This window comes from Mesorhizobium sp. 113-3-3 (assembly GCF_016756495.1).
Taxonomy (GTDB): domain Bacteria; phylum Pseudomonadota; class Alphaproteobacteria; order Rhizobiales; family Rhizobiaceae; genus Mesorhizobium.
Genome location: NZ_AP023243.1, coordinates 4,844,862 through 4,865,830, shown reverse-complemented (window position 1 = coordinate 4,865,830; position 20,969 = coordinate 4,844,862). Strand labels below are relative to the sequence as shown.

The window sequence follows — 20,969 nt, the reverse complement described above, 5'->3', positions numbered from 1 at the left end:
TGTAGGCTCGCCGGGAATGAGTTTGGGGTTCTCGCCCGGCGAGCTTACCTTCAGTGCATCGAGTGACCGCCCGTGCCGCGGACATTCTGCCTCTGCTCGGACTCTTGAAATGGACCATCAACTGGTCTATTTTATAGAAACCTGGACCGGTAAACGGTCCATGCGGAGTGCCCAATGCAGGTATCCGTCACCGACGCCAAGGGACAATTGACCGAACTGGTGCGCCGCGCGGAAGCAGGCGACGAGGTTATTCTGACCCGTCACGGCCATGCCGCGGTGCGGCTGGTTCCCATCAAGGCAATGCCCGACAGGAAAGGCCGTCGGGCGCTCATGGAAGCGGCGCGTGCGGTGGGAGTGGCTAAGGCGAAGGCCGGGCCATCCGCCGCCCGCAGCCAGGATTTCCTTTATGGCGATGAGGGCATGCCCGAATGATTGCGGTCGACACCTCGGCGCTGATGGCGATCGTGCTTGATGAACCGCTGGCTGACGCCTGCATGGCCGCGATCGAAGCCGAGAACGACTTGCTGATTTCTGCCGGTACTGTGGCCGAGGCACTGATCGTTGCTGCCCATCGTGGCATCGCCGCCGAGCTGGCCAGCCTGATTGACGGGCTTGGTTTCGAGGTGGTGGCAGTGACGCCGGCCTCAGCCCGGCGCATCGCCGACGCCTATGCGCAATGGGGCAAGGGCATCCATCCGGCCGCACTCAATTTCGGCGATTGCTTTTCCTATGAAGTGGCGAATGAGCATGCTTGCCGTCTGCTCTATGTCGGAGGCGATTTTTCCCAGACTGACATCGAAGCCGTGCTTTGAACGTCGCGCGTCCGGAGATGTCTTTGGCCAAGCTCAAAGCCACAGCCTGACGAAATGTCGGACCAGCAGGTAGACGGCCGAATGAGCGGCGACATAGCAGGCTGCGATCAGCACAAAAATCCCGATGCTGACCGGCCAGGATCGAGCGGCGACGGTATCCGGGGCCAGCCTGGCCTGTCTGCGGCTCTCGCGATTGTTCCATGCCGCCAGCGCCGCGCAAGCGATCGCCCAAGTCACCATGAAGGGAACCGTCACGCCTGCATAGGCGAAGTAAGCTGGCCCGAACAGCGATACCCAGGCATCGATCCCAAGCATTTTCTCCCCCCAGTTTACGGGAGTGTAGGCCGGCGATAGCGGCGGATGCGAGCTTGAAATGGTGAAACGTGGACGAGCACACGCTGTGCAAGGGCAAGCTGTGAACAGGGGCGGCGCGCCGGCCGAAAAAATGTTCCGCGATCCTGGTCAACCGAGATGCGATTGCACGAAGTCGATGAAGGCCCGCACCTTGGCCGGCGGCAAATGCCGCGACGGGTAGAGCGCGTAGAGCGGGAAGCTCTCGCCGTGCCAGTCCGGCAGAACCTCGACCAGCGCGCCTTGCCGGATGAGGTGTTGCACGCCAATCGCCTTGATCCTGGCGATGCCGACGCCGTCGAGGCAGGCGCCGAGCATGGTGCCGAACTCGGTCACCATCAGGCGGCCCGTGGTCCTGACATCGACGATCTCGTCGCCGCGCCGAAACCGCCACTCCTCGATCGGCTGGCCGGTCAGCGAATCGCGGACCTGGATGCAGGCGTGGCCGACAAGATCGGCAGGGACGGTGGGAGTGCCATGTGCCTTGATATAGGCGGGTGCGGCAACCGTGACGGTGCGGGTCTCGACGAGCTTTTTCGCCACCAGCGATGACACGGGCGGCGTCCCAAAGCGGATGGCGATGTCGAACCCTTCGGCCACCAGATCCCCCAGTTGATCCCTGGCGACAAGCTCGAGCGACAGATCCGGATAGAGCGACAGGAACTTGGCTATATGCGGCGTGAACAGCTGGCGCGAAAAGAAGGCGTCGACATTGACGCGTAGCCGGCCGCGCACCGCGACCGACGTGCCGGAGGTGACAGTCACCGCGTCTTCTATGCCGGTCAGCAACGGCGCCACCTCGGCGTAAAGCCGGCGGCCCTCATCGGTCAGCGACACGGCGCGCGTCGTCCGGTCGAGCAGGCGCACGCCGACGCGGGCCTCCAGACGCGAGACCGCGCGGCTGACGCCGGAGCGTGACAGGCCGAGCGTGTCGGCGGCCCGGGCAAAGCTGCCGCCTTCGGCGATCGCGGCCAGCACGCCGACATTGGAGATGACACGCCCGTCGAACGCCATTGGCTCATCCGTTGATTTCAGATCAACAATGATATGATTTAATAGCACTCACGGCAACAGTCGGTGCCGAGCTAAAGATCCGCCATTCCGTGCCGCAAAGGCGCGAACCCAGAAAAATGGAGACGGATCATGTATGCAATCACCGGCATTACCGGCAAAGTCGGCGGCGCCATGGCACGCGCACTGCTCGCCGCTGGCCAGCCCGTTCGCGCTGTTGTGCGCGACGCCACGAAGGGCCAACCATGGGCAGCACTCGGCTGCGAAGTCGCGATTGCCGCGATGGAGGACGCAGAGGCGTTGACGCAGGCTTTCAAGGATGCAACGGCCGTGTTCATCCTGCCGCCGCCGGTGTTCGATCCCGAGCCGGGCTATCCGGAAGCGCGGGCGGTCATCGACAGCGTCGTGACGGCGCTGAGGGCCGCCAAGCCGGTTAAGGTCGTCTGCCTGTCGACCGTCGGCGCCGATGCGGTTCAGGACAATCTGCTGTCGCAGCGCACGATGATGGAGACCGCGCTGAGAGCGCTCCCGCAGGCACTCACCATCCTCCGGCCAGCCTGGTTCCTCGACAATGTCGCCTGGGACGTAACCTCCGCGCGCGAGGCCGGTCTCATCCACAGCTTCCTCGTGCCGACGGACAGGGCGCTGCCGATGGTTGCCGCCCAGGATGTCGGGCAGGTGGCGGCGGCGCTTATCCGGCAGGACTGGAGCGGCACGCGCATCGTCGAATTGGAGGGGCCGGAGCGTCTATCGCCCGATGACCTTGCCGCCGCTTTCACGACCGTGCTCGGCAAACCGGTGTGCGCCGCGCCGGTGCCGCGCGAGACCTGGGAGGTGCTTTTCCGCTCGCAAGGCATGCGAAACCCGCAGCCCCGCATGCGCATGCTGGACGGCTTCAACGAGGGCTGGATCGCATTCGCCGACGAAACGCGGACGATCAAGGGCACGATATCCGCGGCGGCCGTGGTTGCGGCGCTTGTGGCGGGCGAGGGCGCCTAGGTCGCGCCAGATATGAAGAGGATGGTCGGAGTGGAGAGATTCGAACTCCCGACCCTCTGGTCCCAAACCAGATGCGCTACCAGCCTGCGCTACACTCCGAACGGTCTGTTGCCTATTCATTTCGGTGTTACATGGCAAGTGCAAAAACCTTGCCGCCATGTCCATTGCGCAGTAATGACGGGCGAAGGGGCGGCGATGCCGCCTTGCACAACCATGAGGTGGCCATGTCCGCGCGCATTTTCAGCCCAGCCAAAACCGCGATGCAGTCGGGCAAGGCCAAGACCGGCCACTGGGTGCTGGAATTCGACCCCGCGATGCGCAAGAAGATCGATCCTTTGATGGGCTATACGACGTCGGGAGACATGAGAAGCCAGATCAGGCTTACCTTCGACACGCGCGAAGAGGCCGTGGCTTACGCCGAAAAGGAAGGCCTTGCCTTCCGTGTCGAGGAGCCGAAAGAGACCAAGCGCCGCCAGATTTCCTATGCGGAGAATTTCCGCTATGACCGCAGGACGCCCTGGACGCACTGATCGGCGCCAGCGCCAGATATCCAGCCGGCCCCTTTGGCCGGCCAGCGGTCCCGTAGCTCAGCTGGATAGAGCACCGGCCTTCTAAGCCGATGGTCACAGGTTCGAATCCTGTCGGGATCGCCAATAAATCTCTGATTTTACGAGGTTGTTTCCGTCCTGTTGCAGGCGTGTCGGTTGACCTTCTGCCGCGCCGGCACGGTGCCGCTCGCCGCCAGACGTGACCCGCGGGAACCTGGCGCCTGGTTGCGCGTTGCCTGGCATGCTCAAGAGGATCGCCTTCGCCGCCGTGCTGTTTCAGGTTGCCGTTTTCTCGGCTCTGATAACGCAGACCGTTCTTTTCGCGTCCACGGCGACTCAGGCGGCGGACGTCCAGCCCGGCGAACCCGTTGCCGTCACCGATAAGGAATGCGCCGCCGCGACGTGGCCGAACATTCCGGATCGGTGTCTGGAGCGGGTTGAGGCGCGCAACTCCATTACGACACTGGTGCTGACGGCGGGGCAATAGAGCAACGCCGCGTGGGGCGACCAGGAATTATTTCGTAATTCCCCGAGGTGGGAACCTTAGCCCACATCAGGCGTTCGGGGCCTTGTATTCGCGGAGCCTCATAAAAGGCAATGTGCGGCCGGCGAAGGGGCGGGGCCAAACGAGCACGGGTTGGGGGAGGAGAAAACGAGGCTATGTCGAAACGTGAAATTGGAACTTCCCCCGCATTGGTGCGGCGCATCGCTGAACTCAAGGCCAGAATGCAGGATGCCAGCATCACCGAATACGAGATGAAGACCTTTCAGAAAGTGGCTTCGATCATGGGGGGCGGCGAAGGCTCTCTACGCCTTGATGCTGACGACCTGATCGCGGCGTCCTTTGTTGTAAACGTGCTGGGTGAGCCCAATTGATGGCGGCTGGTCCATCAGCCAACCTTCCAAGCTTTCAAAACTGCGAAATCCGAACGGCCGCCTTTTGGGCGGCCGTCCTTTAGCACATGCGCGTAGCGCTAGCGCTGCAGCGTCGCCAATTTGTCGATCAATTGCGAGGCCGTGTCGGCACAGGCCTTCATGGTCTCGTCGTCAGCGCATTTGGCGTCGATCTCCACGTCGCCGCGCCTCAGCCGAAAATGGGCTGCCTTTGATGGCGGCGGCGGTGGTGGGCCGGCTTCGCGGCCATGCGGCGGTCCGTGGCGGTCGCGCATGCCGTCCGGGCCAGGTGGTGGCGGAGGCGGTGGCGCATTGTCGGGAGCCGCGGAATCGACTGCAGTCTGAGGCGGCGGAGGCGGAGCGTCGGCTTGAGCAAAGGCAGCCGAGGCCATCAAGGTCAGGGCAAGGCCTGCCAGGACAATTTTCTTCATGTCTGTTTCCTTATCTTGTGGGGTCAAGCGATCAGCCGGGCGCGCCAGGGGCGACAGTTTCGACATCAGGTCCATGCAGCCGGTCGAGCAGGCCACGGGGACCTGGCCTCGGCGGCCGCAGGCTTTCGGCACGGCCGTCGGCATGGACGAGCAAGTCACCATGGATGAAGCCGTCGTCGAAATGGCCCTGCACGGTCAGCGTCTCGCCTGCGGCGACCAGCTTGCCGCCTTCGCCGCGCCGTCCGGTTTCGACCAGTGCACGGCCGCTGCCGTCATCGATGACGAACTTGTTCCCGAAGATCTCGGCGACTTTGCCTTTGACGGCGACGGTGCTGTAGGGCGAAAGCGCGGCGATGCTTGTCGGCTGCATCAGCATGACGCTGTCGCGTGGTGCCGCCAACATCGTGGCGGCGCCGCCGGCAACCAGCCCGAATGCAATCAATCCGGCGGCAAACAGGCCGGTGAGGTAAGGTCGGCGGCGTTCCGGTGGCCCCGCTGTCGCCGTGTCGGCGGTTTCTGGAGTGTTGATCATCGTGGTCGCCTTTCTGTTGTGGTGGAATGGCGATCGTTCTAGCGGGCCGACAGGAACCGCGGGCTTAGGAGCCGGCGTCAAGGCACATACGGGAAAATCGATGCAATGAAGGTGCTGCTCGTCGAGGACGACGGATCGATCGCCAGCCAGGTGGGCGAGGCGCTTCGCGGCGAGAATTTCGTTGTCGACATTGCCCGCAACGGCGAGGATGGTCAGCATCTCGGCGACACCGGCACCTATGACGTCGCCGTTCTCGATCTTGGCCTGCCAAGGGTCGAAGGCAAGGCGGTGCTCAAGGCATGGCGCGCGGCGGGGCGCAACCTGCCGGTGTTGATTTTGACGGCGCGCGACGGCTGGTCGGAAAAGGTCGAAGGCTTCAAGGCAGGTGCAGACGATTATCTGACCAAGCCATTCCGGACCGAGGAGCTGATCATGCGGCTGCGCGCGCTGGTGCGCAGGGCAGCCGGTCACGCGCAGACGAAAATTATCTGCGGCCCGCTCGCTTTCGACGCGCAGCTTGGCAGTTTCGAGATCGATGGCTTGCCGCTGAAGCTGACCGGCCTCGAATGGCGCGTGCTGTCCAGCCTGATCCTGCGAAAGGAGGTCGTGGTGACGCGTACCGATCTGCTCGACCGCGTCTATGACGGCGATGCCGAGGTCGATTCCAATTCGCTGGAAGTGATTGTCGCCAGGTTGCGCCGCAAGATCGGCCACCAGCATATTGAGACGGTGCGCGGTCTCGGCTACCGGCTGACCGCGGCCGTGAGATGAGACTGATCCCGCGCTCGCTGGCGGGCAGGCTGAGGCTGGCGGCAATTGTCGCCATTGTTGCGGCACTTTTGCTTGCCGGCATCGCCATCGCCTTAATTCTGCAGCGCTTCGTCATCTCCCAGATCGACCAGCGGCTGGATGGCCAGGTCTTTGCGATAGCGGGTTCCCTGGAGCGCGATGGCGACGGCAGGCTTACGGTCAAATCGGCGTTGAACGGACCGCCTTTCGACCGCCCGGGCTCTGGCTGGGCCTGGCAAGCGGTCGGGCCTAACGTCGAAATTGTCTCGGCCTCGCTTGCAGGCCACGCCGCCATGAAGCTGCCGCCGGTCCATCCCGGTCGCTTTGACAATATCCCCGGCCTTCCGGACCTGTTCGGGGCGTTGCGTTCGCTCGGCCGCCCAAGGTCAGCCGATGGTGCGGGTGCCGATGGCCAGACCTTGCATTGGCGCATCCTCGATGTGCCGGTCGGGGCGGAGACGGTGATCGTGGCTGCGACCGCGCCTTATCGCGCCATCTATGGGCCGCTACGTGATGCGCTGCTGCCGCTGGCGCTGGCGCTGGCGCTGCTGGGACTTCTGCTGGTCGGCGCCATGCTGGCACAGGTGCGGCTCGGTCTGCGTCCGCTCACCAGCCTACGCGCAGGGCTGGCCGACATCCGCGCCGGCAGGCGCAGCGCGCTTTCCACCGACCAGCCCAGTGAAATCCTGCCGTTGGTCGAGGAGGTCAATAGCCTGCTGGCCAACAATGCCGAGGGTCTGGCGCGCGCCAGGCGTCATGTTGCCAATCTGGCGCATGGCCTGAAGACACCGCTCGCGGCGCTGGGCCTGGCGCTTGAGAAGCGGCCGGCAGGCGCTATGGCTCGGGCCGTCCCCGGCGCGGATGTCGCCGCAATGCGCGCCCAGCTGGAATTGATGGAGCGGCTGATCCGCCATCATCTGGCCCGCGCTCGGGCCGCGGCGCTGGCCGGCCCCGCCCGTTCCAGCACCAACGTCGCCGAAAGGCTCACCGACCTGACTGGCATGATGGCCAATGTCCACCGTGAGCGCGGCTTGACCTTCGAAGTCTCGGCGGCTTCCGACGTCGCGGTCGCAAGCGAGATGCAGGACTTTGACGAGATCCTCGGCAACCTGCTCGACAATGCCTGCAAATGGGCACGTTCGCGCATCATCGTTTCGGCAAACACTGATGAAAGCCGCGTCATCATCGACATCGATGATGACGGTCCTGGTCTCGACGCGACGGCGATGCCGGAGGTGATGCGGCCAGGACGCCGCATCGACGAGGCGACGCCGGGCCATGGCTTCGGCTTACCGATCGCCGCTGAACTCGTGGAACTCTATGGCGGAAGTCTCGGTCTGTCGCGCGCGCCCGGCGGCGGCCTGCGGGCAAGGGTGGTCTTGCCGCAAAGCCGCTGACTCCGAGGCGATGCTTCTATTCGCGTATTCGCGCGAGGCCTGTCGATATCGAATTGAACGGAAAGTCTTATCATTTTGTTTGCGTTGGTACGTCATAGTAGCGACGGCTAACGGAGTGGAATGGATGAAGCTTGACCTGTCGCCGACCAGCTGGGGCAGGGTGATCGCTGTCACCGCCGCCGGCACGGCATTCTTCATTGCCGTGGCGTTTTTCGTCGATTCCTTCAATTTCCCCTATCTCTCGCCCGAGGCCGTCTGGCGGGCACAAATGACGGATCTGATGCTGCCCCTGGTGCTGGGCGGGTCGTTCCTGTTTTTCCTGATGTGGAAGATCCGCCAGTTGGCGATAGCGCAGCGCGACCTCAGCGTCATCGCCGCGACCGACAGCCTGACGGCGGTGCTGAACCGCGGCGCCTTCTCGATGCTGGTCGAGGCCTATCTCGAGCAGACCCGCAGGCAGGAGGATACCCGTTCTGGCGCGCTGCTGATCATCGACGCCGACCACTTCAAGTCGATCAACGACCGCCTCGGCCATGACTGTGGCGACCAGGCGCTCAAGCTGATCGCCCAGGCGATCAAGGGACAATTGCGCGGCAGCGATATCGTCGGCCGCATCGGCGGCGAGGAGTTTGGCGTTTTTCTTCCCGGTGTCGACCCTTCGCAATCCTGGCTGGTTGCCGAAAGCATCCGCCGGCGGATACGCGAAATGGACTTTTCGCCCGGCGGCCGCGCCTGTCCGCTTTCCGTCTCGATCGGCGGCACCAGCTTCAGCGGCCCGACGACGTACGAGGCGATATTCTCCGCCGCCGACAGACGGCTCTATGCCGCCAAATCGAATGGCCGCGATCAGGTCAGTTTCGACCCGGCGGAAGCCGCACTGGTGTCCCAGCCCAGCGCCGCCACGATGCATTGACCGCGGCCTTTAGCGCGCGAGGCCGACGTAGCCACTTCCTTGACGCTTCCTTGTCGGTGTGCTTCCTCCGGCTGACGTGATGTATGGGCATCGCCACGGACATTTCTGCTTTCTTGAGTTCCTCGATCATCAGGGCCGCCGGTGCAGCCACAACCTTCTCGATGCCGGCGAACGAGCGATGGGGTGGCCCCGGGCAAGGCCAGGCAAGCGCTGCGATCATGATCCATTTGTTCAACGGCTTTCAGAACCCGTTTGGCGGCAGCGAACGCGAAACAATGGACCTGTACCGGCTGCTGAGTGTCGACCAGCAGGTGCGCCTTTGGGCAACCTCTTCGCGCGTGTCCGACGAACTGATGCGGCAATTTCCGATTCGCCGCGTCTCGCCGGCTAGGCGCGACGTGCCGGACGGCGGCACCTATGTCTTCCTCGGCGCGCATTGGCGCAACAAGATCTGGCCTTACCTGGTCCGCCGGCCACGCCGGCTGATCTATGTCTTCAACACCTTTCACCCGAAGATCATCGGCCTGACGACCGGCATGCCGCGCCTGCTGGGCTGGCCCGACGCCGAGCTGGTGCTGATCTCCGACTTTCAGAAGCGCATGCTGCAGGTCGAAGGCGTCGTGCATCCGTCGCCGATCGATATCGGGCGTTTTTCACCACGACCGGCAAGGCCGGATGGTCCGTTCACGGTGGGGCGGCTCAGCCGCGACACGGCGGACAAGCATCATGCCGACGATGTCGCGCTCTACGAGGCCTTGCTGGCCGATGGCGTTGCGGTGCGGATCCAGGGCGGCATGCCGCTCAGGGACAGGCTCGCGCCGCATCCGCACCTCGAACTCCTGCCGCAGGGCCAGTTCGCCGCCGAACAGTTCCTGCCGACGCTCGACGTGTTCTACTATCGCACCGGCTCGCATGTGGAGACGTTCGGCCGCGTGGTGTTCGAGGCGATGGCTTGCGGCCTGCCCGTGGTCTGCCATTCGTATGGCGGTTATGCCGACCATATCAGCCACGGCAAAAACGGTTTTCTCTTCGAGACGACGCAGCAGGCGGCGCAAATCCTGACCGAACTCAAGGCCGATCCGGCGCTGCGGGCCGACGTGGGCCAGAAAGCGCGGCAGACCGTCGAGAGGCTGTTTTCGCCGCAGGAATTGCAACAGCGGCTGGATTTCTATCGGCGTTAGCGATACCGGGCAGGAACCACGGCTTGCCCACTCCGTTCGTCATCAATCTCGACATCGCCAAAGCTGACATGCAAAAGAATCAATCGGCGGACCGCATCGGCGCCACCGGATCGCGCGGAGCTTCTTACCAATGACATCGATGGGTGCGGCGGCACTGCTGATCCTGGTCCTGACCTATGCCGGCGTCGCCATCGGCCGCATCCCCGGCCTGCGTCTCGACCGGGCTGGCATCGCGCTGCTTGGCGGCGCCGCGATGATCGCCATTGGCGCGATCAGCATGGAGGACGCCTACCGCGCCATCAATTTCGACACGATCACGCTTCTGCTCGGCATGATGATCGTGGTGGCGCATCTGAAGGTCTCCGGCGCCTTTCGCGGCCTGGGCGCCATCGCCATCGAACACGCGCACGCACCGTTCATGTTGCTGGTGATGGTGACGCTGCTCACCGGCGTGCTGTCGGCCTTCCTGGTCAACGACGCCATCTGCCTGGTCATGGCGCCGATCGTCGTCCACGTCACCCGCGTCATCAACCGCAACCCGGTCCCCTATCTGATCGCCACCGCCACCGCGTCGAACTGCGGCAGCGTCGCCACCATTACCGGCAATCCGCAGAACATGGTCATCGGTGCGCTGTCAGGCATTTCCTACCCCGCCTTTTCGGCGGCGCTGGCGCCGGTCGCCCTGTTCGGCCTCGTCGCGGTCATCGTTATCGTGCGCATCGTCTATCGCGCCGAATTCACCCGCACCGCTGAATTGACGCCGCATGTTTCGCGCGGCCGCATGCATCGCGGCCAGGTGCTGAAGGCGGTGATCGTCTGCATCGGGCTGGCCTTCGCCTTCTTCGCCGGCGTCCCCGTTGCCAAGGCAGCCTTGATCGGCGGCGCCATTCTCCTGCTCACCCGCGCCATCAAGCCCGAACGCATCTACCGCGAGATCGACGGCCCGCTGCTGTTCATGTTCGCCGGCCTGTTCGTGGTGGTTGCCGGCGCCGAAAGGACGCTGCTGACGCCCGATCTCATCGCCTCGGCCAAGAATCTCGGCCTGGACGATGTCTGGCGCCTGTCCGGCTTCACCGCGGTGCTCTCCAACATCATGAGCAATGTGCCGGCGGTGCTGGCGCTGCGGCCGTTCATACCCGGGCTGGAAAACCCGGAGCGGGCCTGGCTGGTGGTGGCAATGAGTTCCACGCTCGCCGGCAATTTCACGCTGCTCGGCTCGGTCGCCAACCTGATCGTCGCCGAGCAGTCCAAGGCCGCCGGCACACCCTTGTCGTTCGGTGCCTTCTTCAAGGTCGGCCTGCCGCTGACGCTGATCACGCTCGTCGCCGGCACGGCATGGCTGGCATTCGGATTCTAGAGGGAGCCGCAAAGCGGTGACGAATACGAATCAAGTCGAAAGCGGCGATCTGATCCGACGTGCGGTGGCCGCTTTCAATTCCGGCAATCACGGCCAGGCAATGCAGCTGTGCGAGTTGGGCCTGAAGCAGCACCCGGACGATCCAGCACTTTGCCATCTTCTGGCGGCGGTCCTGTTCGCCAGGGCCGATTTGTCGGGGGCCCGCACGCGCATCGAGACGAGTCTGGCCGCTCGTGCGGATAATGTGCCCGCCTTGATTCTCGCATGCAGGATTGCCAGGGCCGATGGCCGGTTTGACGCGGCGTTGCAACAGCTGGATCGCGCGGCAAAGCTGTCATCACAGGCGGAGATACTGGTCGAGCGGGCACGTACCCTCGACCAGGCAGGCAATGCTTCGGCCGCGCGCGAATGCTGGACGCTTGTCTTGCAACGGGATCCGAAATCAAAGGAGGCAATGGCACGCCTGGGGCACCTTGCGTGGGAACGCGGCGAGTCCCTGGAGGCGGAAGCCCTCCTCGAACGCGCCGTCGCCGGCGGTGGGCATCCGGCTGCCTGGTTCGATCTCGGACTGGTGCGTCAGGACATGCGCAAGTTCGGCAGCGCCGCCGAAGCCTACCGACGTGTGCTTGAGATGAACCCGGACGCACCGGAGGCTGCCGTCAATCTGGGCGTCGTCTTGCAGGAAACCGGCGACCTCGACGGGGCCATGGCGGCGTATTCGATGGCCTATCGTCTGCGCCCATCCACGTTCGGCGTCATCGCCATGGCGCTCACATCGGCGCCGAGCGGCAGGTTATGGCTCGATGAGGAAGCGCTGCGTCGCTCACTCGCCGGCGGCGCGCCCCCGCCTGGCGCGAAACCGCTTGCGGTAGACGCCGGGCGTTGACAGGACACTAGCGACCGTCTGCGCATAAGACGCCTGCCGTTCTTCGTCGAACACCTCGTATTCCAGCTGCGGCGCGGCGCGCGGAACCGCAAAGCATTGTGCGACGGGAGTTCCTTTCGGGAGCACGCCGGAGAACCCAGGTTCCGTCCAGACCGCCGGGAAATTGATGCCGCCATCGCTGAACCGGTCGGAATCCACCAAGCCGGTCACCAGCCGGAACGGAAGATCCTCGCGATTGACCGGATGCGTCGCGAACAGCGACCAGCCATTCTCGAGCTCGATGGTCCAGAAGCTGTTGAATTTGAGGGCGGCTTGGCCAGGCGTAGCAAACGGGCTGCCGGCGAGCTGCCCCGGCGTGTGGAAGCTCAATGGCGCTCTGGGGTGGTTCTGCGTGAGCGGTTCTGGAATTTGCCAGTCCCAGGAAAAGGTGCCCTTGTCGACGACGACGTCGCATGGCAGCAGGACCATGAAGCCATAGGTCATCGCATCGACAACGGGCGGACACTGCTTGAGCGTCCGAATGTCACGGCCGTGGATCGCCGAATAGGCGGTGGCGGGCATCGCGCGCAGCCATTCCGGCAGAGCGCCCCGCGCCGGGATCGGGCGCGGCAAATGCTCAATCAACGTCGGATCACATCGGAAGATGATACGCATCAACGCCTCCTGGCATTGCGATACCATGCTTGCCGGCCGCGTTCCAAGCCACGGTTGGTCATTCCTTGTTCTGCGATCTCGCCCGGACAAGCGCCGCCGCGGCTCGTCCTGCCGCCTCGATATATTCGGGATTGCGGTGGACCAGCATGATCGAAAACGAACCATCGATCAAAAGCACGATCTCGCGTGCCACCGCCTGCGGTTCCTTGACGCCGCGGTGGGACAACGCGCCGGCCAGCCATGCCTCGAAATTCGACTTGTGGCGTGATCCGACCTTCACCGCCGGATGGCCGGGCATCGAAGCGAGTTCCGCTGCCGTGCGCAGGAAACCGCATCCCTTCCACTTCGGGTGGCGCGCAGCCCGCGCCAGATTGCTGAAGATCGCCTCGACCTTGCGGTCCGCACCGCCTTCCGCGGCATCGAACCAGCCGGCCATCTGCCGCAAATTGGGCTGGTCGCGCCCGTCGAGATAGGCGGCGATCAGGTCGTCCTTGCTCTTGAAGTGGTAGTAGAGCGTGCGCTTGGTGAGGCCCGCCTTTTCGGCAATGGCGTCGACGCTGACCCGGCCGATTCCCTCGGCATAGAACAGCCTCGTCGCGGCATCGACGATGCGTTTGCGGGTTGGGCTGGCGGCTTCAGGCATCGGTCATGTATACCGACTAGTGAATATACACGCAATCGAAAGCGTGATCCCTTTCCGTCGTATCTGGAAAGGAAGAGCAATGGCAGATCTTGTCCTGAACGAGACCCGCGACGGGGTGAGCATCCTCACCCTCAACCGTCCGGAAAAGCTCAATGCGCTGAACTACGCCCTCATCGATCGCCTGCTCGCGATCCTCGACGACATTGAAGTCAATGGCAGCATCCGGGCTGTCATCCTCACTGGAGCAGGGGACCGGGCGTTTTCGGCGGGTGGCGATATCCACGAATTCTCACTGAGCGTCGCGGCCGGCACGGATGTGGCGCTGCGCGATTTCGTCCTGCGCGGCCAGAGGCTGACGGCAAGGCTTGAAGCCTTCCGCAAACCCATCATCGCCGCCGTCAACGGGATTGCCTTCGGCGGTGGCTGCGAGATCACCGAGGCCGTGCCGCTGGCGATCGCCAGCGACCGCGCCCTGTTCTCCAAACCGGAGATCAACCTTGCAATGCCGCCGACCTTCGGCGGCACGCAGCGCCTGCCGCGGCTTGCCGGGCGCAAGCGCGCACTGGAATTGCTGTTGACGGGCGACTGGTTTCCGCCGCCGCGGGCACTCGAACTTGGGCTGGTCAATCAGGTCGTGCCGCATGCCGAGCTTATGCCGGCGGCGCACGATCTTGCCCGCCGCATCATCACGCATTCGCCGGCAGCGCTCGCCAGCATTCTCACCGCGGTGGCGCGCGGTATCAACCTCGGCATCGCGGAAGGACTGCTTGTCGAGGCCGAACAATTCGCCCGCATGGCCCCGACCGCCGATCTCAGGGAAGGGCTTGCCGCCTGGATCGAGCGGCGCAAGCCCAGCTATGACGGCTCCTGGACGCACGTCACCAGGCCGGACGAGGCAAGGCGCGCCTCGCTGCGACTCGACCAGGCGGCCGGTCAGGGCAAAGCGTTGAGGTGATGCGTCATACCGGGGCGGGAGACCGCCGGCCGGCCACCGTCACTTCGCCCCGACGGTGAACCCCAATTGCCCCAGCACTTTCACCGCACACCGCAAGGAACGGCGGCTTGTGGGTGCGGAAATAGGCGTGGAAGGCAGGATAGGGGGCGACATTGCTCTTGTAGTCGCCGAGCAGGTCGATCTGCACTTTCTCTGCGCCCGGTCGTCCGAAATAGAAGCTGTCCAGCGAGTAGCCGTCGGGCGAGACCGGATACGCCGGCGCGCCATGCGTGTACTGCCAGGCAATCGCCTCGGATCCCGGCCTCCCGACATAGACGGAATTCTGCTCCCTTCCTTACATCTTTGTAAGGTCCGCGTCATGTGAACGCATGACGATTGAGCAGGACGAGTGAAATCTATTAGCGGCCCCAGAATGGAGGTGGTTGTGATGGACGGTTCTCGTGGTGATGTATTGACCGAGCGGTCATTCGAGGCGAGCGCTTATAGCGATTACCGATCGAGCCATCAGACTCCAGGCTACGGCGCCGACTACACGAAAACCTACCGTTCCGGCTACTATGCTGCCTTGTGGTTGCGTATCGAACGCTCCCTGGTTGAAAACATTCTTAGGCCTCTTGGCGGGCCGGGTCGCAGCTGCCTTGACTTCGCCTGCGGCACAGGCCGCGTCACAACTGTTGCAGGCCCATTGTTTGGTGAGGTCGTCGGCGTCGACGTCTCTCAATCCATGCTCGCTTGCGCGCGGGTTCCGGGCAACGTCCAACTGGTGGAAGCCGATCTGACGGTTGCCCCCCTTTCCAGAAGATTCGACGTGGTCACAGCTTTTCGGTTCTTCCTGAACGCTGAAGACACTCTTAGGCGGGACGCACTGTCGGCCATTCATGAGCACTTGAACGATGGTGGGTTGCTGGTTTCGAACATCCACATGAACGCAACCTCGCCAATGGGTCTGGTCTACCGCTTTCTCAACCGATTGCAGGGGCGCGTCGTGCGCAGTACGTTAAGCATCCACGCATATCGCCAGATGCTCGTTTCCAACGGGTTTGTGGTCGAACGGGTCATCGGCTATGGGTTTTTGCCGCGACCCGGGTGGCTGCTACCGAGGCTTTGCGAGATGTTGGTCGGGCCTGTTGAGACGATATGCAGGCGCGCTGGTGTCCCAGCGCGCTTTGCTCAGAATTTCTTAGTGGTCGCCAGAAAGCGATAGACGCAGATCCGCTCCAACCAGAGCGGTAACGCAAAGACCCTCAATGGAAGGGGCTTTTTGTGATGCCGGCTTATGGCAGCTACCCCGCGCGCATCACGGCGCGACGTTCACGCGACCCTTCATGTTGGGATGGAAGCGGCAGAAATAGTCGACCGCCCCCGCCGTCTTCAACGTCAGGCTTGCCGACTTCTTCGGCGGGATCATCACCTCCCAGCCGCCTTTCACGGTGGCCGTGTGGGCAATCACGTCCTTGTTCACCCACTCTATCGTGTCGCCGACCTTCGCCTCGATGGTCGCCGGCGAGAAGACGAGCTTGTCGATGGTGACCTCTATGGTTGCGGCCTGCGCCGGCGCCGCGGTAAGCGCCAGCACGGCCAGCCAGGACAGGCGGATCAAGGCGCCCGATTTCATTTCAGCATGCCGGCGACATGTTCGGCGTGCTGCTCATGCCCCTGGAAGATCTTGAGGCCGGTCTCGAGCAGGCTCTTCAACTCGGTATTGCTGGCCGAAGGAATGAGCAGCGTTTCGAGCGCGCCGTTGACCTGCTTGTGGTAGGCGACTTCATTCTCGATATAGGCCTTGTCGAAAGCCGCGCCCTTCAGCTTGGCGAGCTTGGCGCGTTCTTCTTCCGCCGCCTTGGTCAGCGCCTGGCTGGTGGCGTTGTCCTCGGGCTTCACCTTGAGCTTCTTGACCAGGTCGAGCGCCTGTTTGTTCACCGCCTCGTGGTCGCGCTCCATGTCCTTGGCGAAGGCGACGACCTCCTTGTTCTTCGATGTCTTGATCGCCTGCTTGGCCGCCTCGATGTCGAGGACGCCGGCTGTGTAGGCGATATGGGCGATCTGCGGGTCGGTCGGCTTGTCGGCGGCTTGCGCGAACGGGGCAGCGCTGACGAGGAGCAGGGCGGCAAGGGCGGCGGTATATCGGGTGAACATGGCATCCTCCTTCGCCCGGCCGCGAGGAAGCGCCGGGCTTACATTTCCAGTTGACGCTGATTGGATGCGCTGCCGGGAGAAACGTTCCCGGGAAATCGCGAGGGGATCATTCGAAGCCCAGCCGACCCATCACGGCCTTGGTCAGCCGTTCGCAGCGGCGGCCGGCGAAGGGGAAGGCGTCGAGCAGCACCGGGCCGATCTCGTCATCCAGCGCCTTGCGCAACAGGCTACGTGCCCGGTGCAGCCTCGTCTTGATGGTCTCCGGCCGCACGCCGAGCAGATCGGCGGTTTCCTCCATGCTCAGCCCCTCGATGACGCGCGCCACGAAGACCATGCGGTAGATGTCGGGCAGGCTGTCGGTCGCCCGTTCGACAAGTGCGAGAATCTGCCGCTGCGCCATTGTCCGCTCCGGATCGTCGCTGGGGTTGAGGGGAAAGCGGATGACTTGCGCTTCCGGGTTTTCGGCCATCGCCACAATGCGGCGCCTCTTGCGCAGGCGGCCGAGCGCCTCGTTGATGACGATGCGCGACAGCCAGGTGGCGAGCGAGGCATCGCCGCGAAATGCCGCCAGGCTGGCGAAGGCGCGGACATAGGCCTCCTGGACGACGTCCTCGGCTTCGGCGTCATTGCGCAATATGCCGCGCGCGATGCGGTAGAGCCGCTGGTTGTATGTCTTGATGATCGTGCGGAAGGCGCCCGCGTCGCGCGCCAGGGATCGCTGCACGAGCAGCAGGTCGCTGGAGAAGGCCTCGGCCACTCCGGGCATCGTGGCGGGCATTACGAGCTTGCTCATCGCGATCGGATCTCCCCGAACAGACGCCCGAATAGACGCTTGACTGCACGTTGGATGCGCCCGCCGGAAAAAGGTTCCCGGATTTCGGCAACCTGGCGCAGCTATATTAAAGCAATTCCAGGAAAAGTGTGGGCGGGTTTCCCGGGAAAAGCGCGTAGCGCTTCCCTTGGGAATTGCGTCAAAACAAACAGTTAGAGCGGTTCGCTGTTTCCGTGAAACGGCGAAACGCTCTAAGCCGCCAATCCCTTGTCTGCGGCCTGCACGCGTGCGGCCGCCGCCAGAAGGTCGGTCTGGGTGATCAGGCCGAGAATACGCCGTTCGCCGTCGACGATGACCACGGCGTGGCTGCGGCCGTCGGTCAGTACCGGAAGCAGGCTCATCGCCGGGGTGTCGGGCGAAGCGGTGCCGGCCCTCGACATCACGCCCTTCACCGTGTCGGTGGCCCTGGTCAGTTCGCGCAGGCCGACGGCCCCGACCAGCCTGGCATCCGCGTCGACCACCGGCAAGGTGCGGATGTTGTGATCGAGCAGTTGCCGGCGCGCCTCGTCGGCGGTGGCCTGCTCGGGCACCGAAACCACGTCGCGGGACATGATGTCCTGGCAAAGCAGCGTCCGGTGCGAGCGCACCATGGCTTGCAGTTCGACTTGTCTCAAAAGCCGTTCGAGGTCTTCGCGGCCGATGTCGAAAGTTTCGTCGAGCGTGGTCAGCGCCGCGTCGATGTCCTCGGGCCGAAAACCGACGCGCTGCCGCGCCGGCGGATCGGCGGTCCCATGGCTGTTGGCTATGGGTGCGGCGACATGCGGGTAGTTGCGCCGCGCCAGCTTGTGGAAAAGCAAGCCGAGCGTGACCAGGATAATCGAATTCAGGGCCACCGGCACGAATGGAAACAGGAATCCGGCGCTGACCACGGCCGGTCCGCCGAGCACCGCCGTCAGCGCCGCCGCGCCGCCCGGCGGATGCAGGCAGCGTGTGAACGACATGGCAGCGATGGCGAGCGCCACGGCGAGGCCAGAGGCCATGACCGGATCATGGATGAAATGCGCCACGGTCACACCCACCAGCGCCGATATGGAATTGCCGCCGATGATCGACCAGGGCTGCGCCAACGGGCTCGCTGGTACGGCGAACAGAAGCACGGCGGACGCGCCCATCGGCGCCACCAGCAGGGCCACATGCGGGCCGCCGCCCATCGCCAGTCCGCTGATCACGCCGGTCAGCGCGATGCCGATCGTGGCGCCGATGCAGGCCAGCAGCCGCTCGCGCAGCGTTGCGCCGGCAAGGATGGGGACAAAAAGACGAAAGGCCATGGCAAGCTTTGTTGGAAATGGATTGGTCGGAAATGCCGTGCAGCAGGCAATGCGGCCGAACCCGCGGATTTGAAAGTCAAACAAATCCGCGAAGTCATGGCTCGGGAGAATAATATTGCGCGCCACACCCCGATGGGATGCCGTGAGCGGCTCGCGCTTTGTCATCAGCGCCAAGGCCTTGCGGCTGCCGCTGATTCTGTCCGGCCGTCAGCCCGCGCGCGCCGGTTAGGCCGTCGCCGCGGCCAGCCCGCGCAAAATGTCGGCTTTCAGGTCGTCGACATCCTCGAGGCCGATCTGCAGGCGGATCAGCGGACCTTCATAGGGGGCTTTTGCAACGACGCGGTCGCCGAGCCAGACCGGCACCGCAAGGCTTTCATAGCCGCCCCAGGAATAGCCGAGGCCGAAAATCCGCAGCGCGTCGAGGAAAGCGTGCTGCTCCTTCTGGCCGCCGCCGGCGAGCACGATGGAAAAGATGCCGCTCGAGCCGCAGAAGTCGCGCTTCCACAAATCGTGGTCCCGATGGCTGGGAAGGGCAGGGTGGAGCACGCGCGCCACGCCCTTCTGGCCTTCGAGCCACGACGCGATGGCGAGCGCGCTGCGCTGGTGATGCTCCAGGCGCACGCCCATCGTGCGCAGGCCGCGCAGCACCTGGTAGACATCGTCGGGTCCTGCGCAGCAGCCAAGCGTGCAAAAACTCTCATAGAGCTGCTTCCAGTGGCTCTCATTGGCCGAGACCGTGCCGAGCAGCACGTCGGAATGACCGGCCGGATACTTCGTCGCCGCGTGGATGGAAATGTCCACGCCGTGGTCGAGCGGCCGGAAATAGAGCGGCGTCGCCCAGGTGTTGTCCATCATCACGATGGCGCCAGCCGCATGCGCTGCCTTGGCGATCGCCGGGATGTCCTGCACCTCGAATGTATTGGAGGCTGGCGATTCCGTGAACACCACTTTGGTGTTGGGCTTGATCAGCGCCGCGATGCCGGCACCGACATCCGGGGCGTAGTACTCCACCTCGACGCCGAGCCGCTTCAGCATCGTGTCGGCGAAATTACGGGTCGGATGATAGACGCTATCGACGATCAGCAGATGATCGCCGGCCGATACGAAGGCGAGCAGGGGAATGGTCACCGCCGCGAGGCCCGACGGCACCACGATCGTGCCCGCGGATCCCTCCAACTCGTCGATGGCCTGGGCAAGGGCGTCCGTCGTCGGCGTGCCGCGCGTGCCGTAGGTGTATTTCTGGTTGCGGCCCGCCATTGCGGCGGCGTTGCGGAACAGCACGGTCGAGGCGTGCACGACAGGCGGATTGACGAAGCCGAAATAGTCGTGCGGGTTGTTGCCCGAATGGGCCAATCGCGTGTTGATGCCCATCTTGCCGGAAACCTCGTTGCCGTCCTTAGCCATGCTTCGTCTTCGCCTTGTTTGACAAGGCGCTAGCCATAGTGCGGTGCCATGGGCGGCGCAACAGCTCGCCGTCCGCCAGCGATGGACTTCGAATATGCCAATTCTCCACCTGAACGGCTTTGCGGCGGGAGCCCCCCCAAGGTGCGGCAGTGATCGTCGGCGCAGCCGATCCGTCCCCCGGTCAACCTATTGTGGGCGGCTGTGAAACATATATAATCAATTCCTAATATTAATCGCCGGGTTGCCTCAGATGCTGCCGGATGGTTTTTGGCCGGTTACCTCCTGATCCCCCGATCCGGCCATCGCGCTCAAGGAGCGCGGCAAGGGGAGGAATGCCATGCCCGACGTCAAATGGACGATGAAGGCGCGCGAATTCATCAACTGCAATTGTGCCTATGGCTGTCCATGCCAGTTCAATGCCGCGCCCACGCACGGCTTCTGCCAGGCGGTTGCCGGCATGGAAATCGAGAGCGGCCATCACGGGGCCACCAAACTCGATGGATTGCGGTTCGTCGGGATTTTCCGCTGGCCCGGCGCCATCCATGAGGGCAGGGGCGAAGCAGCGGTGGTGGTCGATGAAAGGGCAAGCGAGGCCCAGCGTGAAGCGCTGCTTCGCATACTGGGCGGACAGGACACCGAACCCGGCGCGACGATATTCCAGGTGTTTTCGACCACGCTGGAGAAATTCCATGACCCGATCTTTGCCCCGATCGAATTCGAGGTCGACGTCGACGCGCGAACCGGACGGCTGCATGTCAAGGGCGTGACCGACGGTCGCGGCGAGCCGATCAAGAATCCGGTCACCGGCGCGGAGCATCGGGCTCGCATCGACCTGCCGCACGGCTTCGAATACGCAATGGCCGAGATCGGTCGCGGCTGGACCAAGGCGACCGGCCCGATCAAGTTCGAGCTGGCCGACACCCACAGCCATTTCGCCAATCTGCATCTCACGCAGAGCGGCGTCGTGCATTGACCT

The 20,969-nt window shown here is 63.8% G+C and carries 26 protein-coding genes, 2 tRNA genes and 1 pseudogene; 16 read left to right on the top strand and 13 right to left on the bottom strand.

Annotation, left to right across the window (positions count from 1 at the left end):
- Positions 1 to 174 precede the first annotated feature (174 nt).
- Together JG746_RS23955 and JG746_RS23950 are read left to right on the top strand one after the other, a co-directional pair.
- On the top strand, positions 175 to 432 hold the full coding sequence (locus JG746_RS23955; protein ID WP_202354970.1) for a type II toxin-antitoxin system Phd/YefM family antitoxin: 258 nt from the start codon (positions 175 to 177) through the stop codon (positions 430 to 432).
- The gene (locus tag JG746_RS23950; protein WP_202354969.1) at positions 429 to 812 is read left to right on the top strand and encodes a type II toxin-antitoxin system VapC family toxin; all 384 of its coding nucleotides are present in this window, start codon (positions 429 to 431) and stop codon (positions 810 to 812) included. Before JG746_RS23955 ends, JG746_RS23950 begins: the two co-directional genes overlap by 4 nt.
- 33 nt (positions 813 to 845) lie before the next feature.
- On the opposite strand, the gene JG746_RS23945 is transcribed toward JG746_RS23950, so the two are convergent.
- Both JG746_RS23945 and JG746_RS23940 read right to left on the bottom strand, forming a co-directional pair.
- Positions 846 to 1,127, bottom strand: coding sequence for a hypothetical protein (locus tag JG746_RS23945; RefSeq protein ID WP_202354968.1), 282 nt, complete (start codon positions 1,125 to 1,127; stop codon positions 846 to 848).
- 147 nt (positions 1,128 to 1,274) lie between these two features.
- On the bottom strand, positions 1,275 to 2,177 hold the full coding sequence (locus JG746_RS23940) for a LysR family transcriptional regulator (protein ID WP_202354967.1): 903 nt from the start codon (positions 2,175 to 2,177) through the stop codon (positions 1,275 to 1,277).
- Between the two features lie 129 nt (positions 2,178 to 2,306).
- Between JG746_RS23940 and JG746_RS23935 the strand changes: the two genes are divergently transcribed.
- A complete protein-coding gene (locus tag JG746_RS23935; RefSeq protein ID WP_202354966.1) occupies positions 2,307 to 3,173 on the top strand; it encodes an NmrA family NAD(P)-binding protein in 867 nt (288 codons plus the stop codon).
- A gap of 22 nt (positions 3,174 to 3,195) precedes the next feature.
- Here the strand turns inward: JG746_RS23935 and JG746_RS23930 are convergent.
- Positions 3,196 to 3,272, bottom strand: a tRNA-Pro gene (locus JG746_RS23930).
- 125 nt (positions 3,273 to 3,397) lie between these two features.
- Here JG746_RS23930 and JG746_RS23925 point away from each other — a divergent pair.
- The 4 genes from JG746_RS23925 (at position 3,398) to JG746_RS23910 (ending at position 4,597) form a co-directional block, all read left to right on the top strand.
- The gene (locus tag JG746_RS23925; RefSeq protein WP_202354965.1) at positions 3,398 to 3,703 is read left to right on the top strand and encodes an ETC complex I subunit; all 306 of its coding nucleotides are present in this window, start codon (positions 3,398 to 3,400) and stop codon (positions 3,701 to 3,703) included.
- A 46-nt stretch (positions 3,704 to 3,749) separates the two neighbouring features.
- Positions 3,750 to 3,826, top strand: a tRNA-Arg gene (locus JG746_RS23920).
- A gap of 136 nt (positions 3,827 to 3,962) precedes the next feature.
- The gene (locus JG746_RS23915; protein ID WP_202354964.1) at positions 3,963 to 4,208 is read left to right on the top strand and encodes a hypothetical protein; all 246 of its coding nucleotides are present in this window, start codon (positions 3,963 to 3,965) and stop codon (positions 4,206 to 4,208) included.
- 173 nt (positions 4,209 to 4,381) lie between these two features.
- Positions 4,382 to 4,597, top strand: a complete 216-nt coding sequence (locus JG746_RS23910) for a hypothetical protein (RefSeq protein WP_202354963.1) — start codon at positions 4,382 to 4,384, stop codon at positions 4,595 to 4,597.
- Positions 4,598 to 4,695: 98 nt separating this feature from the next.
- Here the strand turns inward: JG746_RS23910 and JG746_RS23905 are convergent, their stop codons facing one another.
- Together JG746_RS23905 and JG746_RS23900 are read right to left on the bottom strand one after the other, a co-directional pair.
- Complete coding sequence (locus tag JG746_RS23905; RefSeq protein ID WP_202354962.1) at positions 4,696 to 5,046, bottom strand: hypothetical protein; 351 nt, start codon at positions 5,044 to 5,046, stop codon at positions 4,696 to 4,698.
- Positions 5,047 to 5,077: 31 nt separating this feature from the next.
- Positions 5,078 to 5,578 (bottom strand): hypothetical protein, encoded by a 501-nt coding sequence (locus JG746_RS23900; RefSeq protein ID WP_244730423.1) that lies wholly within the window; start codon positions 5,576 to 5,578, stop codon positions 5,078 to 5,080.
- 105 nt (positions 5,579 to 5,683) lie between these two features.
- Between JG746_RS23900 and JG746_RS23895 the strand changes: the two genes are divergently transcribed.
- The 6 genes from JG746_RS23895 (at position 5,684) to JG746_RS23870 (ending at position 12,101) form a co-directional block, all read left to right on the top strand.
- Entirely contained in the window at positions 5,684 to 6,349 is a 666-nt protein-coding gene (locus JG746_RS23895) for a response regulator transcription factor (RefSeq protein ID WP_202354961.1), read from the top strand.
- Positions 6,346 to 7,764: a sensor histidine kinase gene (locus JG746_RS23890; protein WP_202354960.1), complete on the top strand. Its 1,419-nt coding sequence runs from the start codon at positions 6,346 to 6,348 to the stop codon at positions 7,762 to 7,764. Before JG746_RS23895 ends, JG746_RS23890 begins: the two co-directional genes overlap by 4 nt.
- Before the next feature lie 124 nt (positions 7,765 to 7,888).
- Complete coding sequence (locus JG746_RS23885; protein ID WP_202354959.1) at positions 7,889 to 8,677, top strand: GGDEF domain-containing protein; 789 nt, start codon at positions 7,889 to 7,891, stop codon at positions 8,675 to 8,677.
- 218 nt (positions 8,678 to 8,895) lie between these two features.
- Positions 8,896 to 9,858, top strand: coding sequence for a glycosyltransferase family 4 protein (locus JG746_RS23880; protein WP_202354958.1), 963 nt, complete (start codon positions 8,896 to 8,898; stop codon positions 9,856 to 9,858).
- A gap of 130 nt (positions 9,859 to 9,988) precedes the next feature.
- Positions 9,989 to 11,215 carry an anion transporter gene (locus tag JG746_RS23875; protein WP_202354957.1) on the top strand — a complete coding sequence of 409 codons (1,227 nt, stop codon included), beginning with the start codon at positions 9,989 to 9,991 and terminating at the stop codon, positions 11,213 to 11,215.
- A gap of 16 nt (positions 11,216 to 11,231) precedes the next feature.
- Entirely contained in the window at positions 11,232 to 12,101 is an 870-nt protein-coding gene (locus JG746_RS23870) for a tetratricopeptide repeat protein (protein WP_202354956.1), read from the top strand.
- On the opposite strand, the gene JG746_RS23865 is transcribed toward JG746_RS23870, so the two are convergent.
- Positions 12,039 to 12,755, bottom strand: a complete 717-nt coding sequence (locus tag JG746_RS23865; RefSeq protein ID WP_202354955.1) for a hypothetical protein — start codon at positions 12,753 to 12,755, stop codon at positions 12,039 to 12,041. The genes JG746_RS23870 and JG746_RS23865 overlap by 63 nt on opposite strands.
- Before the next feature lie 58 nt (positions 12,756 to 12,813).
- Complete coding sequence (locus JG746_RS23860; protein WP_202354954.1) at positions 12,814 to 13,398, bottom strand: TetR/AcrR family transcriptional regulator; 585 nt, start codon at positions 13,396 to 13,398, stop codon at positions 12,814 to 12,816.
- A 79-nt stretch (positions 13,399 to 13,477) separates the two neighbouring features.
- On the opposite strand from JG746_RS23860, the gene JG746_RS23855 reads away from it, so the two are divergent.
- Complete coding sequence (locus tag JG746_RS23855; RefSeq protein ID WP_202354953.1) at positions 13,478 to 14,353, top strand: crotonase/enoyl-CoA hydratase family protein; 876 nt, start codon at positions 13,478 to 13,480, stop codon at positions 14,351 to 14,353.
- Positions 14,354 to 14,429: 76 nt separating this feature from the next.
- Here the strand turns inward: JG746_RS23855 and JG746_RS23850 are convergent.
- Positions 14,430 to 14,645: pseudogene (locus JG746_RS23850) on the bottom strand (alpha/beta hydrolase); the annotation flags it as partial.
- A gap of 135 nt (positions 14,646 to 14,780) precedes the next feature.
- Here JG746_RS23850 and JG746_RS23845 point away from each other — a divergent pair.
- Positions 14,781 to 15,557, top strand: coding sequence for a class I SAM-dependent DNA methyltransferase (locus JG746_RS23845; RefSeq protein WP_202354952.1), 777 nt, complete (start codon positions 14,781 to 14,783; stop codon positions 15,555 to 15,557).
- A gap of 93 nt (positions 15,558 to 15,650) precedes the next feature.
- Here the strand turns inward: JG746_RS23845 and JG746_RS23840 are convergent, their stop codons facing one another.
- The 5 genes from JG746_RS23840 to JG746_RS23820 form a co-directional block, all read right to left on the bottom strand.
- Positions 15,651 to 15,968 carry a cupredoxin domain-containing protein gene (locus JG746_RS23840; RefSeq protein WP_202354951.1) on the bottom strand — a complete coding sequence of 106 codons (318 nt, stop codon included), beginning with the start codon at positions 15,966 to 15,968 and terminating at the stop codon, positions 15,651 to 15,653.
- Complete coding sequence (locus JG746_RS23835; protein ID WP_202354950.1) at positions 15,965 to 16,489, bottom strand: DUF4142 domain-containing protein; 525 nt, start codon at positions 16,487 to 16,489, stop codon at positions 15,965 to 15,967. The genes JG746_RS23840 and JG746_RS23835 overlap by 4 nt, the downstream gene beginning before the upstream one ends.
- A 106-nt stretch (positions 16,490 to 16,595) precedes the next feature.
- Positions 16,596 to 17,282 (bottom strand): RNA polymerase sigma factor, encoded by a 687-nt coding sequence (locus JG746_RS23830; RefSeq protein ID WP_202354949.1) that lies wholly within the window; start codon positions 17,280 to 17,282, stop codon positions 16,596 to 16,598.
- A 230-nt stretch (positions 17,283 to 17,512) separates the two neighbouring features.
- Complete coding sequence (locus JG746_RS23825; RefSeq protein ID WP_202354948.1) at positions 17,513 to 18,589, bottom strand: HPP family protein; 1,077 nt, start codon at positions 18,587 to 18,589, stop codon at positions 17,513 to 17,515.
- Positions 18,590 to 18,814: 225 nt separating this feature from the next.
- Complete coding sequence (locus tag JG746_RS23820; protein ID WP_202354947.1) at positions 18,815 to 19,993, bottom strand: cystathionine beta-lyase; 1,179 nt, start codon at positions 19,991 to 19,993, stop codon at positions 18,815 to 18,817.
- A 337-nt stretch (positions 19,994 to 20,330) separates the two neighbouring features.
- Between JG746_RS23820 and JG746_RS23815 the strand changes: the two genes are divergently transcribed.
- Entirely contained in the window at positions 20,331 to 20,966 is a 636-nt protein-coding gene (locus JG746_RS23815) for a DUF1326 domain-containing protein (protein ID WP_202354946.1), read from the top strand.
- Positions 20,967 to 20,969: the final 3 nt, after the last annotated feature.